15 protein-coding genes are annotated in these 16,284 nt (G+C 55.6%); 4 read left to right on the plus strand and 11 right to left on the minus strand.

All coding sequences use genetic code 11. The features are described from left to right. Positions 1–11 precede the first annotated feature (11 nt). The 3 genes from L5014_RS23600 to L5014_RS23610 form a co-directional block, all read right to left on the minus strand. Positions 12–305, minus strand: a complete 294-nt coding sequence (locus L5014_RS23600) for a hypothetical protein (RefSeq protein ID WP_238466187.1) — start codon at positions 303–305, stop codon at positions 12–14. Positions 306–308: 3 nt separating this feature from the next. Continuing rightward, complete coding sequence (locus L5014_RS23605; RefSeq protein WP_238466188.1) at positions 309–521, minus strand: hypothetical protein; 213 nt, start codon at positions 519–521, stop codon at positions 309–311. Positions 522–585: 64 nt separating this feature from the next. After that, positions 586–801 carry a hypothetical protein gene (locus L5014_RS23610; RefSeq protein WP_238466190.1) on the minus strand — a complete coding sequence of 72 codons (216 nt, stop codon included), beginning with the start codon at positions 799–801 and terminating at the stop codon, positions 586–588. Positions 802–829: 28 nt separating this feature from the next. Between L5014_RS23610 and L5014_RS23615 the strand changes: the two genes are divergently transcribed. Beyond that, positions 830–1,528 (plus strand): hypothetical protein, encoded by a 699-nt coding sequence (locus L5014_RS23615; protein ID WP_238466191.1) that lies wholly within the window; start codon positions 830–832, stop codon positions 1,526–1,528. Positions 1,529–1,547: 19 nt separating this feature from the next. Here L5014_RS23615 and L5014_RS23620 read toward each other — a convergent pair whose 3' ends face one another. The 4 genes from L5014_RS23620 to L5014_RS23635 all read right to left on the minus strand — a co-directional run bounded on the left by L5014_RS23620 (position 1,548) and on the right by L5014_RS23635 (position 6,256). Next, positions 1,548–1,850 (minus strand): hypothetical protein, encoded by a 303-nt coding sequence (locus L5014_RS23620; protein ID WP_238466192.1) that lies wholly within the window; start codon positions 1,848–1,850, stop codon positions 1,548–1,550. A gap of 553 nt (positions 1,851–2,403) precedes the next feature. Continuing rightward, positions 2,404–3,384: a helix-turn-helix transcriptional regulator gene (locus L5014_RS23625; protein ID WP_238466194.1), complete on the minus strand. Its 981-nt coding sequence runs from the start codon at positions 3,382–3,384 to the stop codon at positions 2,404–2,406. A 29-nt stretch (positions 3,385–3,413) separates the two neighbouring features. Beyond that, positions 3,414–4,976 (minus strand): EAL domain-containing protein, encoded by a 1,563-nt coding sequence (locus L5014_RS23630; protein ID WP_338019319.1) that lies wholly within the window; start codon positions 4,974–4,976, stop codon positions 3,414–3,416. Continuing rightward, the gene (locus tag L5014_RS23635; protein WP_238466197.1) at positions 4,976–6,256 is read right to left on the minus strand and encodes a histidine kinase N-terminal 7TM domain-containing protein; all 1,281 of its coding nucleotides are present in this window, start codon (positions 6,254–6,256) and stop codon (positions 4,976–4,978) included. The genes L5014_RS23630 and L5014_RS23635 overlap by 1 nt, the downstream gene beginning before the upstream one ends. Before the next feature lie 767 nt (positions 6,257–7,023). Between L5014_RS23635 and L5014_RS39025 the strand changes: the two genes are divergently transcribed. Next, a complete protein-coding gene (locus L5014_RS39025) occupies positions 7,024–7,518 on the plus strand; it encodes a hypothetical protein (protein WP_420800125.1) in 495 nt (164 codons plus the stop codon). Positions 7,519–7,549: 31 nt separating this feature from the next. On the opposite strand, the gene L5014_RS23645 is transcribed toward L5014_RS39025, so the two are convergent. Continuing rightward, positions 7,550–8,956, minus strand: coding sequence for a replication initiation protein (locus L5014_RS23645; RefSeq protein WP_133197103.1), 1,407 nt, complete (start codon positions 8,954–8,956; stop codon positions 7,550–7,552). Between the two features lie 680 nt (positions 8,957–9,636). Between L5014_RS23645 and L5014_RS23650 the strand changes: the two genes are divergently transcribed. Together L5014_RS23650 and L5014_RS23655 are read left to right on the plus strand one after the other, a co-directional pair. After that, positions 9,637–10,851: a ParA family protein gene (locus tag L5014_RS23650; RefSeq protein WP_238466198.1), complete on the plus strand. Its 1,215-nt coding sequence runs from the start codon at positions 9,637–9,639 to the stop codon at positions 10,849–10,851. After that, positions 10,848–11,828 carry a ParB/RepB/Spo0J family partition protein gene (locus L5014_RS23655; RefSeq protein WP_238466199.1) on the plus strand — a complete coding sequence of 327 codons (981 nt, stop codon included), beginning with the start codon at positions 10,848–10,850 and terminating at the stop codon, positions 11,826–11,828. The genes L5014_RS23650 and L5014_RS23655 overlap by 4 nt, the downstream gene beginning before the upstream one ends. A 497-nt stretch (positions 11,829–12,325) precedes the next feature. Here the strand turns inward: L5014_RS23655 and L5014_RS23660 are convergent, their stop codons facing one another. The 3 genes from L5014_RS23660 to dinB all read right to left on the minus strand — a co-directional run bounded on the left by L5014_RS23660 (position 12,326) and on the right by dinB (position 16,280). Continuing rightward, on the minus strand, positions 12,326–12,691 hold the full coding sequence (locus L5014_RS23660) for a hypothetical protein (protein ID WP_238466201.1): 366 nt from the start codon (positions 12,689–12,691) through the stop codon (positions 12,326–12,328). A 198-nt stretch (positions 12,692–12,889) separates the two neighbouring features. Next, positions 12,890–13,111, minus strand: a complete 222-nt coding sequence (locus L5014_RS23665) for a hypothetical protein (protein ID WP_238466202.1) — start codon at positions 13,109–13,111, stop codon at positions 12,890–12,892. Positions 13,112–15,122: 2,011 nt separating this feature from the next. After that, entirely contained in the window at positions 15,123–16,280 is a 1,158-nt protein-coding gene (dinB, locus tag L5014_RS23670) for a DNA polymerase IV (RefSeq protein ID WP_238466204.1), read from the minus strand. Positions 16,281–16,284: the final 4 nt, after the last annotated feature.

A 16,284-nucleotide genomic window follows, 5' to 3' on the forward strand; every position in this document is an offset into this window, starting at 1 on the left:
GAGGTGCGTTTTCATGCGTCACCTCGTCCGCGCCAGGTCCGCTGCGCGGCGCCCTCTGCGACGGCAACCGCGATCGGGGGCAACTGGAGCGTCACCAGCACTACGGCCGCACCGGCCAGGGCCAGGGCGAGCGCCGCTGGCACCACGGCCAATAGCGATAGCCTCTGCACCCGCTGGGCAGCCCAGGGCACGTAGGACTCCAGAAACCACTGCATGCCACCGCAGCCCCACGCGATGAGCACGCCCAGCTGCATCAGGCCGACTCCGACCGGTTTCGCAAGGGGATGTCTAAATTGGTTGCGCATGGCTCACCAATCCTGGTTATCGCGCGGCCGGCCGCGCTGGTATGCCACATAGCCAATTGCAGCCCAGCCCAGACCCACGAGCGCGACAGCAATCAGATCGCGCAACGACGAGTGCCGCTGGATCACCCAGTACGCGAAGCCAAGGAACGATGTCGACATCAGGAACAACAGCAGCGCGCATACGCCCTTTCGAATCCACCTGAAAACCCTGCCCATAACGGTGTCCTCCGATCTGGTCAGATCCCACCGGCATACAGCCAGCCGGCGGTGCCCCTGCCTGCTACCCATCCTGTCCGGTCTCATACGCGCGGACGAAGCCGCGAGACAGCAACTCATGCTTCGGCTGGTCGAAGAAACAGCGCGTTGCCAACGAATCCGGCGTGTGAAACGCATGCGGGTAGGCGGCGCGCAGGATCTCGATTTGCGCGTCGATCGCAACGACACCCGCAAGCGATACTTTTCGTAGTGCTATCTTTTCCGCGTTACTCAATGACATGGCATTGTCCTCCGGGGAAAATCAATCAGTGACGGCTACCAAAGCCGTACAAGGGGAGCGGCGGGATCGTAGTGGGGTGGCGACGAGGCGACCCCGAAGTATTCAGGGCGGGATTTTGCTTGTTTTTGATGCTCTACCAGACACGCTTATGGGCCTGTCCGCTGAGAGCGTGCGCCGAAGGATCGGACGCGCGGGTAGCGCGGCCGCCACGGCAAGCGTGCGCAGGTTTACCTTGGTCGCACAATGGGACCAATGCGCTACAATCAGCGTAGCCATTCCGGTTTTCCTCAACAGTTGCTGCGTAATGGTCAGGTTGATACCGGTGCGTCAACACTGGTATCAACCGCTTCTACCGCGACTCCAGAACAATCGACCCAATTTCCACGCTGATGCTTTTCGCGTCAGTGCAATACGTCAAGGCAGCCTCGATCGCCTTATCCAGCGCAAGCCATGTGCGCGTTGGGCCTCGCTGCGTTTGAATCTGGTGGATCTGCCGGGAATCGGTAAGCAACTCGATCTCCCATGCTTGGCCACTACCCAAAAAAATCCTGACCCGGTACGGCTCATCAAGCAGGCCACGCGCGATCTCTGCGAGCGTCACTCTCATCTCTGTTTCGGTCTGTTCGATCAAAACAGGCTTTTTGCTGGATCGCGCGGAAGACATCAATCTGAAATTATCAAATTCGAATTTTTTTATCAAAATCCATATTTGATTTTTTACACCTAACAGAGGCCGGCGTCAAGTGTCAGACGAATAGACTTGCCCCATTTGCCGATCCTTCTGACAAACTCCGCAACACCGCGCCAATCATCGACGATTGATCCCGGCCCGAAGAATTGGCGTACGTCTCGGCTTGACTATCGTTCCGATACTTCCATAGTGCCTGAGTTGTCTCCCCCAGGCACCGCGCCTCCACTTCGGCCCTTCGAGCACGCAGCTCGACAATCAACTGTGCATTTTTCGACCTTTCCTCCACTTTCGCGCGCGCTGCTAACCATGCGTCCACATCGCTTGGCAGTCGATATTGCGAACGAACGATTCCATCCATCCCAACCTCCTGATGCGCCTCCAATTAACTAACCAGCCAACATGAAGCTGTCGGACCTCATGATCAACCCGGACTCAACCAACTAGATCGAAGGGCCTTACAACTTTTTCGCGATACCGACAGTCCACGCGAATGGTCTGCGGCCTAGTCCAAAAAACATTAAGTTTGTTGCAAGCAGATTTAAATGTTAAGCGTTGGGCGTGCGTCCTCATCCGGCTCACGTTGAAATAAAGCGCCACGAAGAAGAATTCGCCGTAAAGCCGGTCACGCAAGGCCCGTACTATGCATATGCGATCGAACCAAACACGCATACCCGGCGAGGTGTGCTCGACGCACCCTGAAAAATCGATGGCGAAGTTGCGTTACCTGGACGAAGGAACCCATCGATCGGTACAAAGCTGGGAGATCTACTGACCGGCCACCGAGTCTTGATTCCCGTGAACACTAGCTGAGTGGTAGTTTAATGGCTCATTGATGGCCAAATCGCCACTCGATTTACCCCTTGTCAACACGGGTGATTTACGGTAAGCAGACGATGAAGTCTTCAAATTACCTATTCTAGCAAGCCTTTTTCTGTCGCTATAGCCAGAGATTTGGTAATACTTGCCGATCCTAATTTTTTATCAATCTGGGCATAAATCCGATACACAGTCTTGGAGGATAGACCTAAGCTTGATGCCACATTTGCAGCTGACCCTCCAGCGCTGACAATGCGAAGCACCTCTATCTCCCGGGGTGTCAGCTTATAAATGGAAGCAGCTTCGTTGCGGATGTTTCGTACCTCCCAGCTCAACAGCTCAGTTGCAAGATCTCGCAACAAGAGCCGCTTTGGCGCCTCCAGCATTGTCTCAACTGCTGCCGCATTTGAACCCGCAATCTGGAGAACTCCGATCAGTCCTTTTCTGAGATGTACCGGGAATACTGCGACGTGGCCAAATCCATACTTCGGCGCATCGATCTGACTCCAATGGAGCTCGCTGACCTCGAGTTGTCTATCGGTGGCAGGAGACACACTACGCTTCGCATATTCGAGTACAGGGTCATTCATGTACCAGACGCGATGAATATATTTGTGCATCCATCCCGGATGACAGCCTAACAGACATCTCTGATTGCTAATATCGTCTGTTTTCTCCTCGACGTGAATCCATCTATACAGAAAACTCGTGCCACCAACATCCTGTATAACAGCGGCGACAAACTCATAGAGTTCGCTTTCATTAGCGCAATCCCGCACTCCATCGATATTCTGACGTCTCGTTACTGCACTTCCGGCTTCACCTCGAGTCACATCGGATTGCCCTAGTACGTTAGCCAATGTGTAGTATTGTGAGCGTAAGTGCTCTCCATAAGGATCGGCTGCGCAAAACTCTGCCAGCCGCGTATTTTTTTCAAATGCAAAGAGTTGGCTAAGTGTCATCCCGCCATACTGAGAAATCTCGTGCTCGAGTAACAGCGCGCTGGATCTTTCGCCGCGACCCCATAACCGAAGATTCACCACATCGCGGGCAATTCTTACGTTTGCTTCGTACAAGACGGGGGCACGAGAGTCATTGGCTCGCGTCATCGATCCTGCTCTAGAGCGGCAGCGGTGATCACTGGCACAACTTCACCTTGCGCACTGATCCCTTGGTACTGACGTAACCAGGATAGCTGATCCACCCCGTCAACCCCGTCGACAACTACTGACATTCCGAGGTTAAGCGCGACGTGGACAATTCCTTCAAAGACGATCAAGGTCGGGCGATCCTTTCGCGCGTCGCGCACCAACTTGCGATCGATCTTGATTCCTGCAAACAATTGACTTGACAGCAGAGAAAGCGACGCAGCACGAGCGCCAAATGCTCCGACGATCACTTGGATACCTTCAGCTCGTAGCGCCTTCAGCCTCGTCTTGAGTAGCTCTCCTCCACCGTGGATTTCACCCTCAGCTAGCTCCATATGCAATGCAGTTGGATCGATATCAAAAACTCGCAGCCAACGCAAAGCCAATGAAGCGATATCTCCTTCTATTAATTGGGATAACGATACCTTAATTAAGAGATATTCGGGCGCGCGGCCGCGCGTGCGCCAAACACTGAATTGCCGAAGCGCTGATTCCATCGCGACCGCGCCTATTTGCGGACCGAAGCCTGTACGCTCAGCGAACGGGAGAAATTCCTCTGCAGTCAGCAATCCTCTCTCTGGGTGTTGCCATTTTAAAATAGCCTCCACACCAGCCTCCCGCTGCGTCGCGGCGTCAACGATCACTTGATAATCAAACAAGAACTCCCCTTCACGAATGGCATATTGCAGTTCCTGTTGCCGTTCGATTTCGTGCATTGCACGAGTCGAGAGGTCCATGGTGAAATGCCTGTAAGCACTGATACTGTCAACGCGGCGTGCGGATTTCGCCGAGTACATTGCTAAATCAGCCTGAGTGAGCAGATCAAACTCTGACGTCGCTTCGTCGTGCAGTGTTGCAATTCCCATGCTCAAGCAAACTACGTAACTATCCCCACGCAACCCAAACGCGATTTTGAATTCCTTAACAACTTCTTCAGCAATTTTTTGTGCAGTGTTCTGAGATTCGTCAGAATCCACGACTATAGCGAACTCGTCCCCGCCAATTCTCGCTATGACGTTCGCAGCACCCGCGATTGCGGATAATCGTCTCGCAACACTCTTTAGCAATTCATCGCCGTAGTTGTGCCCTAATAAATCGTTTATTTTTTTAAAATTATCTATATCCACGTAAATCAAAGAAAGCGTACCATATCGGCACAACCTTTCGATACGGGCCTTTAGTAGGGACATTAAGTAGTGTCGATTCGGTAGCCTGGTAAGGACATCAATCTCAGCGAGATATTTCATTTCACGCGCTAACCGACGCATCGTGGCCTCACTGGACACTAGCCTCCCAACTATCGCACTTATTACAAACGCGGAACCTACGAGTACACTAGTCAAGATCGATGCAAAGATTACATAGCGGTACGGGAACTGATGTACAGACTCAGTAGACGCCGAATAGGCGGCCTGAATCTGCACGTAAGCGAGCAACCAGGTTGAAATGGTTATGGCAAGAGTAGTCAACCAAATAGCCAACAACGGGCGAAATTGGGCGCCCCTTTCGACGCTGGCCATCAGTGCAAATTACCTTCTGGTTTCGAGTTTTGCTGCGCATTTAGAACGCGCATCAATTCATCAGGTGCCTCATCGTCCTCGTCTTCCGAATCAATTTTTTTCGTGTAGAGACGATCGATACCCAATTGAGTAAATTCTGCTCTGACTGGTGCGTCCAAACAATTTTCTTCGTCAAAATAGGAAATCACTTGCGCCGCCTCGTGAAACGTTCCACAACAAACTACCTGGCCTCCTCCACGAGAGCAGGTAGTCTTAACTATAGTTACGCTATCCAGTGATTTTTTCTGGAATTTGTATGTAATGCGCGCATTTTCTGTGGTCTCGACTGAAACGCTAATTGGGAATTCCATTTTATGCCTCCCAAAAGGAATTTTTCGCACAAAAGCTTTCAGCGCCGCATCAAGAAATGCGCCCGTTTCAGCTTCACACCTTGTCATCGAGCTTACAAGCTTAGTGGTCCGGGCAACTTGGTCGAGGGTAACTCGCTCGTCGCACAACCCTGCGTCGACTGCTGCCCTATATCCGCTCAGTATATTTACCCAGTTATTCGATAGAGCTTGCAGTTCTAACGGGCTTTGTCCTTCGAATAATTCCGTGCAGGCAATCGAATCATTCGATAATGTTGGCGGTTTAACCAAATCAAAATATGTCAAACTGATCGCCAGCATGCATAGACCAAACGCGACGAAAACAACGCCAGGTGGATATATGGCATAGCCATAGTTGACCGCATAATCGATCACGGCCAAACTGAAGAAGCACACGCCAGCCAGACAAAATCCAAACGCTATTCTGCGATTTCCAGTGGCGTAACGTCTACCGTCCGCAAAAAGCACCATCACCCTGATCGCTGCGACCACCGTTTGCGCAATGTGCAAAAAAAGCAAAGGCCCGGCTTTAGGGTATTCACCAAAGAAATATTTATGTGTCCCGTATATAACGGTATTCGTGACAAGCAGAAGCGCCAATAAACCGAAACTAAACGCATAACAAAGCCAGACCGCTACCCTCTCACGTTTCCGCTCGGTTACCTCAACAGCAAAATGATAAAATGTTGCTGGGATAAATAGAATGAATGCGTAACCTGTTTTTGCAATAAAAACCGATATGTCTAGTGAACCAGAGACGAAGAGAAACACCCATGCGCACTGCCAAGCAAAAGTGGCAAGGCTTAACAGGAGAAATGGAAGACAAATACGCATGGGCTTTCCAACTGCAACAACGTACAGCCCATAGGATAAAAAAATGGAGGAAACAATTGCAGGCAGCGCAGCGTACACGGTTCTCGCTTATGCATATTTGCTGTGATGGCCCTTTAGACTGCCAACGGCGTAATCTCATGTCAATCGATTCGAACAAAATTTAACATTTATTTAACCCATTTTGCATAGGTATTAAATGCCGAAACTTTTTCAGACGAGAAAATATTGCCGCCATTAATAGATGTGGCACCGCGTAGACCAGGTTGGCATTGCTATTTGAATCGGAGCGTTTACACACACATTGCGTGCGGCCTGTTTCATTCGATATTCGTAGACCACAATGAAACTGTCACCGGTGCGACAATAATTGTTCAGTGCGCCATCTCTTACAACGAGGTCTAGCAAACCACGTTGTTCCCGAATCATGGCCTGTCCACGGAACGCGAATAGGACGCGAAGTCACCGGCGCTGGCGAAACGCTCGATGGTCCGGTTTCCAACAAAATGACCGTGGCAAGGGTGTGGCCAATAGGCACAGTCGCCAGCAGGGCGTAATCCGGGTTCGGTGCAACCTTTCCTGAAGACGCATTTCCGCGATCTCGATCTGGAGAGCGAGCGTCGCGGCGACCGCCACGTTTTCACGAATCGCGAGCGCCACGTCGTCTTGCAGATGTGCCTGATCGATGCCGATCTGCGTGACCCGTTCATGGCGCTCTCCTCTACCTTGGACCGAACTACCTGTCGTAGAACGGGCGCTGGGATCGGGCTGGCCATTTCATTGTGTCCCACACCCCAGAATGTCTGTGTCCAGCAAATAACTTCTGGATTGGACCGGAAGCCAATGAAGTGCGCGAACTGCTCCGACGGGGCAAACTCAGCGGCGCCAAGGCCGCGCAGATACTGGGCCTCGGTACCGGGGGCGACGCGGCCATTCCCTATGCGAGCTGGGCCATCCTGTGCGAGGTCGCCAGCCTTGGCCGCATCTGGCAGGCGGCCGGTGGTTCACCGCTCGCCGATGCTCCGCCGTCTTCAAGTGGGCCCCCCTCGCCCGACGAGCTCGCGGATGCATTTGGACGGGCCGAGGAATTCATCGAACGAATCTGGACCGGTCAGGACGCCGCTTCGGTAGCCACCATCGGCAATTGTCGCGATTCACTCGTGCGGATGAAACAGGCCCAGCATGCCATGTCCACACGCGAGCAGACAGCCGGGTTCGATCACGTCCGGTTGCAGTGCGTCGCAATCGTCGGCGGTTGTCGCCAGCGGCTACCTCTGTCTGGAATAACGCGACGACAGCTAATACTGGCCAAGGGGAGATGCATGAACAGGTCTACAAGGTGAAGGCGTAACCGGTGGTCGGCCTCCGCCTCGCTCACTTCGGGTGCGCGTCGATTACCTTCTTCATGCGCGAACACACGTGTGTGCAGAAAGTCTCAGCGAGCTGCCGGTTTGCCGTGAGGATGTTCTCAGTCGTGAGCGACTCACGCGAGACGCCAACCCTGGCCATTTGCCGCTGGTGCAGCAGACCCGTCACAAACGTGTGCAGTAGTTCTTTTCGGATATGGGCGTCCGCCGCCTCATAGAACTCCCTGCCGGCGTCAGCCTCCGAACGGACTTTGGCGGCAGCAATTTCGGCTTGGGCTTTCTCAGCCTCTCGTCGCTGCGACTCTGCGTTTTGACGGGCGCGTGCTTCCTCCTGCGAATGCTGGGACTGTTGCGATTGAACAGCCAACATCTTCTTTTCGGCGCCACCAATGCGGTAGTTCCCTTCGAGCGACTTGAAGAGATAGCCCTTGGGGCTGATGGTGACCTTTCCCTGCGTCAACCTGGTCTGCGTGTATTCGATGGCCTGCACAAGGCGTTCATCCGTCCAGGTGTGCCGATTATTTGCGAGGCGCAGAAAGTCCAGCTCATCAAACGCAAACTCGTTATGAAGCACGAGGTACATTTCATCCGGAATGCCTGCGCGCGCGGCATCAGCGCCCTGTTTCTTCGTGAACCGGAAGCGCAGCTTCATCTTGTCCGCGGACACGCGCGCGGCGTTCGCTTCCCAGCTAACCTCAAAATCCGACTCTTCGTTGAGCTGCTGCACGGCAGGCTCAAGGAAATGCTTACGGAACTCCTTGAAGACCCTACGCGATACGCCGACCTTTCCTGGCCATTCGAGAACGTCTTCGTACGCGAACCACTCGGTTACGCCATGGCCCTCGCATGGAATGAGGCGATCATAGACTGCGCGCGCGAGCGATAGCGTAAACTTCGCAGCATCGCGCAAGCTGAGCCAATGAGCCTTGTACGGGCTAATGAGATATCGAATCACCCGCCCTGAGAGCAGGATGCACACCACGTTTCTCTCGATGTAACAATCGCCAAGCAGACTTATCGTGCCCCACGAGTCCTTCTCGGTCAGTTCCTCGATTGAGGGGGCTGTCATGATTTCAACGCGGGCCTTCGCGGCGGCACGCATCTGGGTGACGAGATGGCTGTGGTTGCGACTGTCGTAGCGCATCAGCCACTTGAAGTAGTTGATGTCCTCGGAAAACGTGTAGACCTTGTCGTCGATGAGTTCGTCAGGCGCCTTCGATGCGACGATGAAGTATGCGGCGTCGAGCACGCGCCGCGCGGCGATACCAAGTCCGCCGACACGGGTGAAGATGTTGTTTCGGAGATACCCAATGTCCCTGTCTGCCTGGTCTATCCGCGCGTCTTTCCCGGACATGTCGTCGTAGATGTCCAAGGCAAGTTGATGCGGCGTGGCGGGAAGCGTCGGGTTTTCCATTCGTTCTTTCGGCTCAATGCCGGCACTCTATCAGCCAAGCAGCGGCTGTCAACACAAAAACCGCCCCTAATATTCGGCACTTTCACGCACAAAAAGCACCCCTTACCTTCTAGCTGACAGCCCAAAAACCGCCCGCCGTTCTCACAATTTCCGCCCATCCAAACCCAATTCCTGCCAGCTACGTCACAAAAAGCGTCCCGGTCTTCACAAAAACCGTCTCTATCCACAGGCTTTTGCTTTGATAAGAAAGGCTTTTCTCGTTCCTGTTTGTAGGTTTGCCGGTTTATGTTTACAAAAAACAGACAGGCATAAGCCCCATCAACGCGAAAATTCTCGCCATAAAATAAAGGTCGCATCACCGCAACCATTTGATTTAAATGAATAAATTAGCCCGATGAACGGCACACACAAAAAACAACTCGGGGGCGGTTTTTGTGCTGACAACTTTCTCGCTCGGTCTTGGCGAAACGTGAATGGGTCATCGCGCGCAGTGGCTTCATCCAAGGTTTCCCGCCAGTGACGCGTGCTACGTCTCATCGCGAACACGCGATTTAGACGTGAAATCAATCAACTGGCGCAGAATCTTGATGTTTCAGCTAAAAAATTAGGCTCAATACAACCCTGTTTACACATAATGATGTATTCTGCGCTTTATCGTCAAAAACACGGAGAAGTGCAGAATGGATGCAGTGGCTACCGCCCTCCCTATTGAAAGCCGTCGCACGACGCTTCGCGAGGTTGCAGAGTTCGCCGAAAAACTCGCACCGTTCGCGGACAACCTGCGCGAACAGATTCTCGCGCCGCGGCCGCGCAAGACTGCTCCCATATTTACTATCAGCGAACTGGCAGACATGTGCAATCTGTCGCGCCAGCAGATTCAGTATCTGGTGACGAAGTCGGACCAGGGGCTTCCGTCGGGCACGCTCAACGGCACCGGTCGCAGCCGGACGTTCACGCTTGCCGAAGTGCGCACGTGGGTGAAGATGGCCTCGGACATCTATCAAACGCGACTTGCCGAACCGGACAGCAATTTTCGAGGGCGGGTGCTGACGACGGCTCAGCTGAAGGGAGGTTCTGCGAAAACCACGACGACCGTCTGTCTCGGACAAGCCTTGTCGCTGCTCGGGCGCAAAGTGCTCATCATCGACCTGGACCCGCAGGCTTCTGCTTCGGAATTGTGCGGGCTGTATGCAGAGAAGGAAATCAGCGGTGAGGACACCGTCCTCCCCTACATCTATGACCAGTCCATCGAAGGCGGGCTGAGTTCGAAGGTGCAAAGCACATATTGGGATGGCCTAGACATCATTCCGGGGCACACGTTTTTGTATGGCGCTGAGTTTCTGTTGCCGGCCCGGCAGAAGACGATGAAGGGTTTTCGGTTCTGGTCGGTGCTTCGTGAAGGCCTCGAGCCGCTGCGTTCGCAATACGACTACATCCTGATGGATACCTCGCCGTCGCTGTCGTATATGAACCTCAACGCATTGCTCGCCGCGGACGCACTCGTGATGCCGATGGTTCCGGAGAACCTGGACTTCATCAGCTCGATGGCGTTCTGGCGTCTCTTTTCAGAAGTCGCGGGAGACTTTCTCGCGTACGAGGAAGACAAGGTCTATGAGTTCATCTCCATCCTTCTTTCCAAGGTGGATTACGGCAAGACTTCATCGGCCCCGGTGGTTCGGCAATGGGCTCAGACAGCTTACGGGAAATGGTTGGACCCGTTCGAAATTCCGGCAAGCTCAGTGATGAGTGGTGGGGCCCTCTCGTTCTCCACGGCACTGGATATCACGAATACGCATTCGACCGCTAAGTCGCTTCAGCGGGTGAAGCAACCATTGATGCTGTACGCGCGTTGGCTTGACGACATGTTCGTCAAGAATTGGAAGGGGGAGGCATGAGCAATATACGCGAGCAGCTATTGGCCAAGACTGCAGGCCTGGCGTCGCCGGCGGAGATGACGCCGGTGAGGAAGGATGCTGATAAGGGTACTCGCAGTCCGCAAACCATGCCGGGACTTACCAGCGCCTTGACGGCCGCGCAGATCCGTATCCAGGAGCTTGAGGATAAAGGAGTAGGGACCGACTTGCGGGTCAACGAGATTTCGCCGAACCCATGGCAACCCCGCCGCGAATTCAATGAGTCGAAGCTGCATGAATTGGCTCGCTCGATTGAAGAGACCGGGCTACTGCAATCGGTGCTAGTGCGTCGAGTGGGCGATGACGCCTACCAACTGGTAGCCGGTGAGAGGCGTTGGCGTGCACATAAGCTCCTGAATCGGGAGACCATCAAGAGTGTGGTCATTGATTGCACTGACCAGGATATGGCCGCGCTCGCGCTCGTCGAGAACGTGACACGGGACGACCTCTCCGATTACGAGATTGCGTTGTCGGTCCGCCGCGCGGAGAGTGAGTTTCCCAATAAGACACGTCTCGCCAAGACGATGGGCATTTCCAGAAATGAACTCTACCGATACCTTGCCTTCGATGAGCTTCCTGACTTCGTTAAGCGTGACTTGGACCTGAGGCCGACGCTCTTGCAATCAAATCAGGCACAGGAGATTGTGAGCGCGTTGAAGAAGACTGGGGATGCCGGCGTGAAGGCGCTAACGGAGTTGTGGCCGCAGGTAGTGGCGGGTGACCTCCTTGAGTCCAAGGTCGCGCCTGCGATTCTCGCTGCAGCGACTCGCGGGGTGTCGACTCGTGACGTGGCGGGCCGGAGCATTCTCAAGATTTTCTCTGGGAATGTTCAAGCGGGCAGCATCACGAAAGATGTCGCGGGGCTGACATTTAAGTTCAAGGCCGGTGTAATTTCCGAAGAGCAGGAGCGCGCGCTCAGAGAGACAGTCGCGAAGATGTTCTCGGTTCAGCCGGAGTAAGGTCTGTAAGACTAAGATAAACAGCCTCGCAATTCGCGGGGCTTTTTTATCGCGGCGCCGATTTCATCATGACCGCGTGAGTGTTCGGACCCGAACACTTTTGTTCGTGGAGAGCGGAGGTGCTCGGAGGCTTTGCTCCTTGTCAACCGGCGGAGGAAATCGGTTGGACGGCAAGGTGTTCGGATCCGAACACTTTTGCGCGACGAGCTGCGTGGAGTGGGTTCCACATCGACTAGCAAGGGGCTCTGGGCGGCAAGGTGTTCGGAGCCGAACACGTCTGCCAAAAAAGTGAACAGCCAGACACGAGGTCTCACTGTTCGGGAGAGACATTCCTATTAATGGACGAAGCGGCGATAGAGCCGCTGAATCTGCTCGAAAGTGAAGGTCCATGACTCCTCCAGTAATCCCGCCATCCTGACTTCAGACCGAGTTTGAGACGGTCCTTCAAGGTCTGCACATCGGTTTGCGTGTTCATGGTTTGGTCCTGAAATATGCGCTCATTGCTCAGATGGGCAAGTCTCCTGACTTGCCGCTTGATGCCTTAGTGACGTTTGATTCCATGGACGAGGTGCCTTAGCGCGACACACGAAGCTGACGCAATCCCTTGAGAATGCCACGTTCTTGAGAACGCTCAGTACCTCAAGCTTCCAGCCTTCCAGCCGGTGGCAATGGACCTGGGTGCATTCATGTGCGAACCCAAGCCCTAAAGCACTGAGCCCAATCACGACGAATAGAACAGTTGAGTAGCCTAAGACGATGAGCCGTCCAGCCGGCTCCATCAATTGTTTCTTGATGTCTCCGTGGGATTCTCCTGCTCCGTTGTTTGAGCGAGCACCGGCCGCTTTTTTATTTGTTTTGGCCATGATTTTTCCTTGCTAGGTAAGACCCCTGTCCGAAGACTGGCTTGCATGACGCGCACTGCTGCGCGAGGTGCCTCCGCACGCCCTTCGCCACACTTGGGCCACGTATGCAGTCGCGCGCAAGATGCCGCAGCATCGAGGAAGTCGCCAAGCTCTTCGGTGACGCCTCCTGATTTTCCCTTTGGGCGCCCCGGACCGTAGCTATACGGTCTTGCAATCAACCTGCTCGAGCTGCAGGCTCTCGTCTTCGGCGAGACGGAGCAGCGTGGACGTCAAAGGCGGGTACAGGGCCGCCGGCGCGAAGTCATCGCCCGTGTGGCTGCCGCCCTTGCTTAGATGCTTGTCCTTCGCGGCGGTCGTCGAAGGCACGACGATGGCTGAGGACAGCGCCATCGCACGATGACGCGTCGAAGTCGTGGTCACGGTCGGTCCAGTGAGCCTGCAAGGCGTCAATCACTCGCTCCGGAAAGACTACCGCGCACTATTTGTTCCCCTTGTCCAGGACAGCCAGCTCCCACAGCTGCGTCTTCCAGCCGCGGCGCTCAACCACCGGTCTGAGCTTGTCGTGTGCGGTGCTTGCCGCTTCCGCCCGGTGCACCCTGTCGGCAGCACGGCCGCGCGCCGCCCATATTGTGCATCGACACCCGAGGGCTCCGGGGCAAAAGCGGTCAACCCAAGGGCGCGGCGGTGTAGCGCGCGCGTACCCGCTCGAAGATTTCTCGTCATTGGACAGCGTTGTTCCGAGATGGCCGGGCCGCGCCTTCTTGATGGCTCCTTTAGCGCGACGACGGGCAACGCTACCGTCAGCCAAGGATTGCCGCCGAGATGGCGAACGGCAGTCAGTCACTCGAACCGGCCACGCAGCACGAGCACAGGATATCGTTGGGTGTCAGCCGGGAGCGGGCCGGCAAACGGGCGCTAGCCTGACGAGACGCGACGTGCTTTGGACATGCCCACCCGGTCAAGCGACGGGGTGGCGAGGAAGTCCTTGTAGCGCTCGCACTCGTCGGCGCTCACGCCAGACGTGGCCTTGCGCTCGATACATACGCACCGCAGGAGGAAGCGTTCCAGTTCCCTCTGATAGCGGCTTTCGGTCCGCTCGAGGTCGCGATAGCGGCGCAGGTAGGCCCGGATGGTATCAAGGTCATGCCAAACGGCAATGGGACAGAAGCCCCGTGCAGTTGGGCCGCTCGCGCCCGTTCAGGTTTCACGATGCCGCACCTGTGTCCTGAGGGCACTCAGATATCTTGCGGACCGAGGCCGACGAGCATCAAGTCTACGCGCGGCCTTCCCGGTTTGACCTTGATCGGGTCCCCAGTGTCGCAGCATTCATCTTCGGCCACTTCTTCTCGATGGCGCCCGCCTCAGAGGCGCCGATGAGTTGCACGGGCACAAACCAGTTTGGTCCGTCCTGCTCGATGTAGGCCTTGAATAGCGACGATGCACCATAACCGGCACTGCTCTGCCACCGTGCCTTGTCCGCCCGGGCAGAATACACCGGTGACAGCGGCCCGCCGGGCACCCCGCCGCCTTCATAACATCGCATGATACGACCCTAATTTTTTGCGCTTTAAGCGATTAACTGCGTCCCAACGCTAGCGCCAGCATCGACGGTATCCGCGCGTGATGACCGTCCGTGGGCGGCTGGGGAACGACGAAGGTTTACGCCCTAAGGTATTTGAGGAGGTTCTGCTCGCTACTGGGAATGAGCTCCGTTTTGCACGAGGTGTAGGCGTGAAACATCAACGAAAGACAATCGATTCGGCTCAATTCCTTATGCAGCGGGACATTCGGAAGAATTTACGGTCAATGTTTCACGAAAAAATACATGCGCAGCGGCGAAAATCGTCGAGACACCTGCCGATCTCCCTCATGTGAATCGCCTGAGCAATATTCGTAATAAACACTACGTAATGCGTAATCTGGTTATTCGTCTGCGGACAAAGCTGCCGAATGATCGCAGTGACCGCAGTCAGCCGTTCACTCGGCAGCCTCAAAGAAGTGAAGTCGCGCCTGGCTCGAAGTTCCGCCTTCCATTCTCCCTCATGTTTTCTTTGGAACGCGCATCCCTGGATGGGGACAATCAGCCTGGCCGGCGCGCTGCCTCACGGGATGCTGTTACTCCCGGTTAGTTGTCACCGTCCGGTTGCTTTGCGATGAATGCTGGCGCCCCAATCCTGTTCACATGGAGCGTCGGCACGCCGATACGCTGATGCTGCTCCGGCAAGGTATGGACATGCTGGGAAAATTGACGCCTGGCGAAGAACCGGGCTGATGCGGTGTTGGTACGCACTTGTCTGGGCTATTTCGGCAAGCCTCTACTGTCGCTGTACTGCAGATCGCGCAGCCGAAAACCGGAAAGCGGCGACAGTCGATACCGGTCAGGTGCAGGCCCGTCGCGCCTACATATCCTTCTCGACTGCCGCGGCCGGTGTCAGCAATCGAAGGGCAGCAGGCCCTGCGTTGGAACGGCGAGTGATTTGCTTTCGATGGCACGTTCGAGGGCGCTGACGCGCACACCGATGAGCCGGATACGACGGTCGAGAAGCACACGCTTCAGGCATGCCCCTGCGGCGCGCCTGATCGAGGCGGCGTCGGCCAGTGCTTCGGGTAACGACAGGTCACGCGTCACGACCTTGAAGTCCGCAAACTTGATCTTCACGCCGACCGTCCGTCCACTATAGCCCTTTCGCGCGAGGTCGCCCGCGAGCCGCTCGCAGAGTGCCGTCAGCGCGGGCGTCAGGACGGCGCGGTCTTTGAGCACGTGCATGTCACGCTCGAACGTCGTTTCGCGGCTCATCGACTTCGGCTCCGACGAGACCACGACGACACGCTCGTCGAGGCCGCGTGCGATCCGTGCAAGCCACGCTGCGTATTTGCGCCCGAAGTGCTCCTGCAACAGCCCCAGGTCTGCCGCGGCGAGATCGCCGACCGTGTAGATGCCGATGCTGTCCAGCCGCTCACTCGCCCGGGGCCCGATACCATTCACCTTTTTCGCGGCAAGTGGCCAGATACGCGACTCCAGATCGGCCATCGCCAGTATCGTGAGCCCGTCGGGCTTGTCGAGCTCCGAGCCGATCTTCGCCAGCAGCTTGTTCGGCGCGATCGCGATGGAGCAGGTGAGGCCCGTCGCCTGCCGCACGGCGGCCTTGATCCGGCTTCCAAGCGCGCGTGACTCTCCCTCCAGATCGGTTAGGTCTACGTAGATTTCGTCAATGCCACGGTCTTCAATGCGATCAGTGAACGTGTGCACCGCGTCCTTGAAAAGGCGCGAATAGTGGCGATATGCGTCGAAATCCGTGGGCAGGAGGAACGCATCGGGTGCCAGCTGTGCTGCCTTCATCATCCCCATCGCAGAAAACACACCGAGCGCGCGCGCCTCGTAGGTGGATGTCGTCACTACGCCGCGGCCGACGTAATCACGAAGCCGCGCAAAACGGCGCGTGCCATCTGGCAGGGTTTCCGGCACGGCATTGCGGCCACCCCCGATCACGACGGGCTGTCCGCGCAGCTCCGGGTAGCGCAGCAACTCGACGGACGCGTAGAACGCGTCCATATCGAGATGGGCAATACGCCGCGGCCGGTCGCCCATCACG

Origin of the sequence: Paraburkholderia tagetis, assembly GCF_022213065.1 — a bacterium.
GTDB lineage: Bacteria > Pseudomonadota > Gammaproteobacteria > Burkholderiales > Burkholderiaceae > Paraburkholderia > Paraburkholderia tagetis.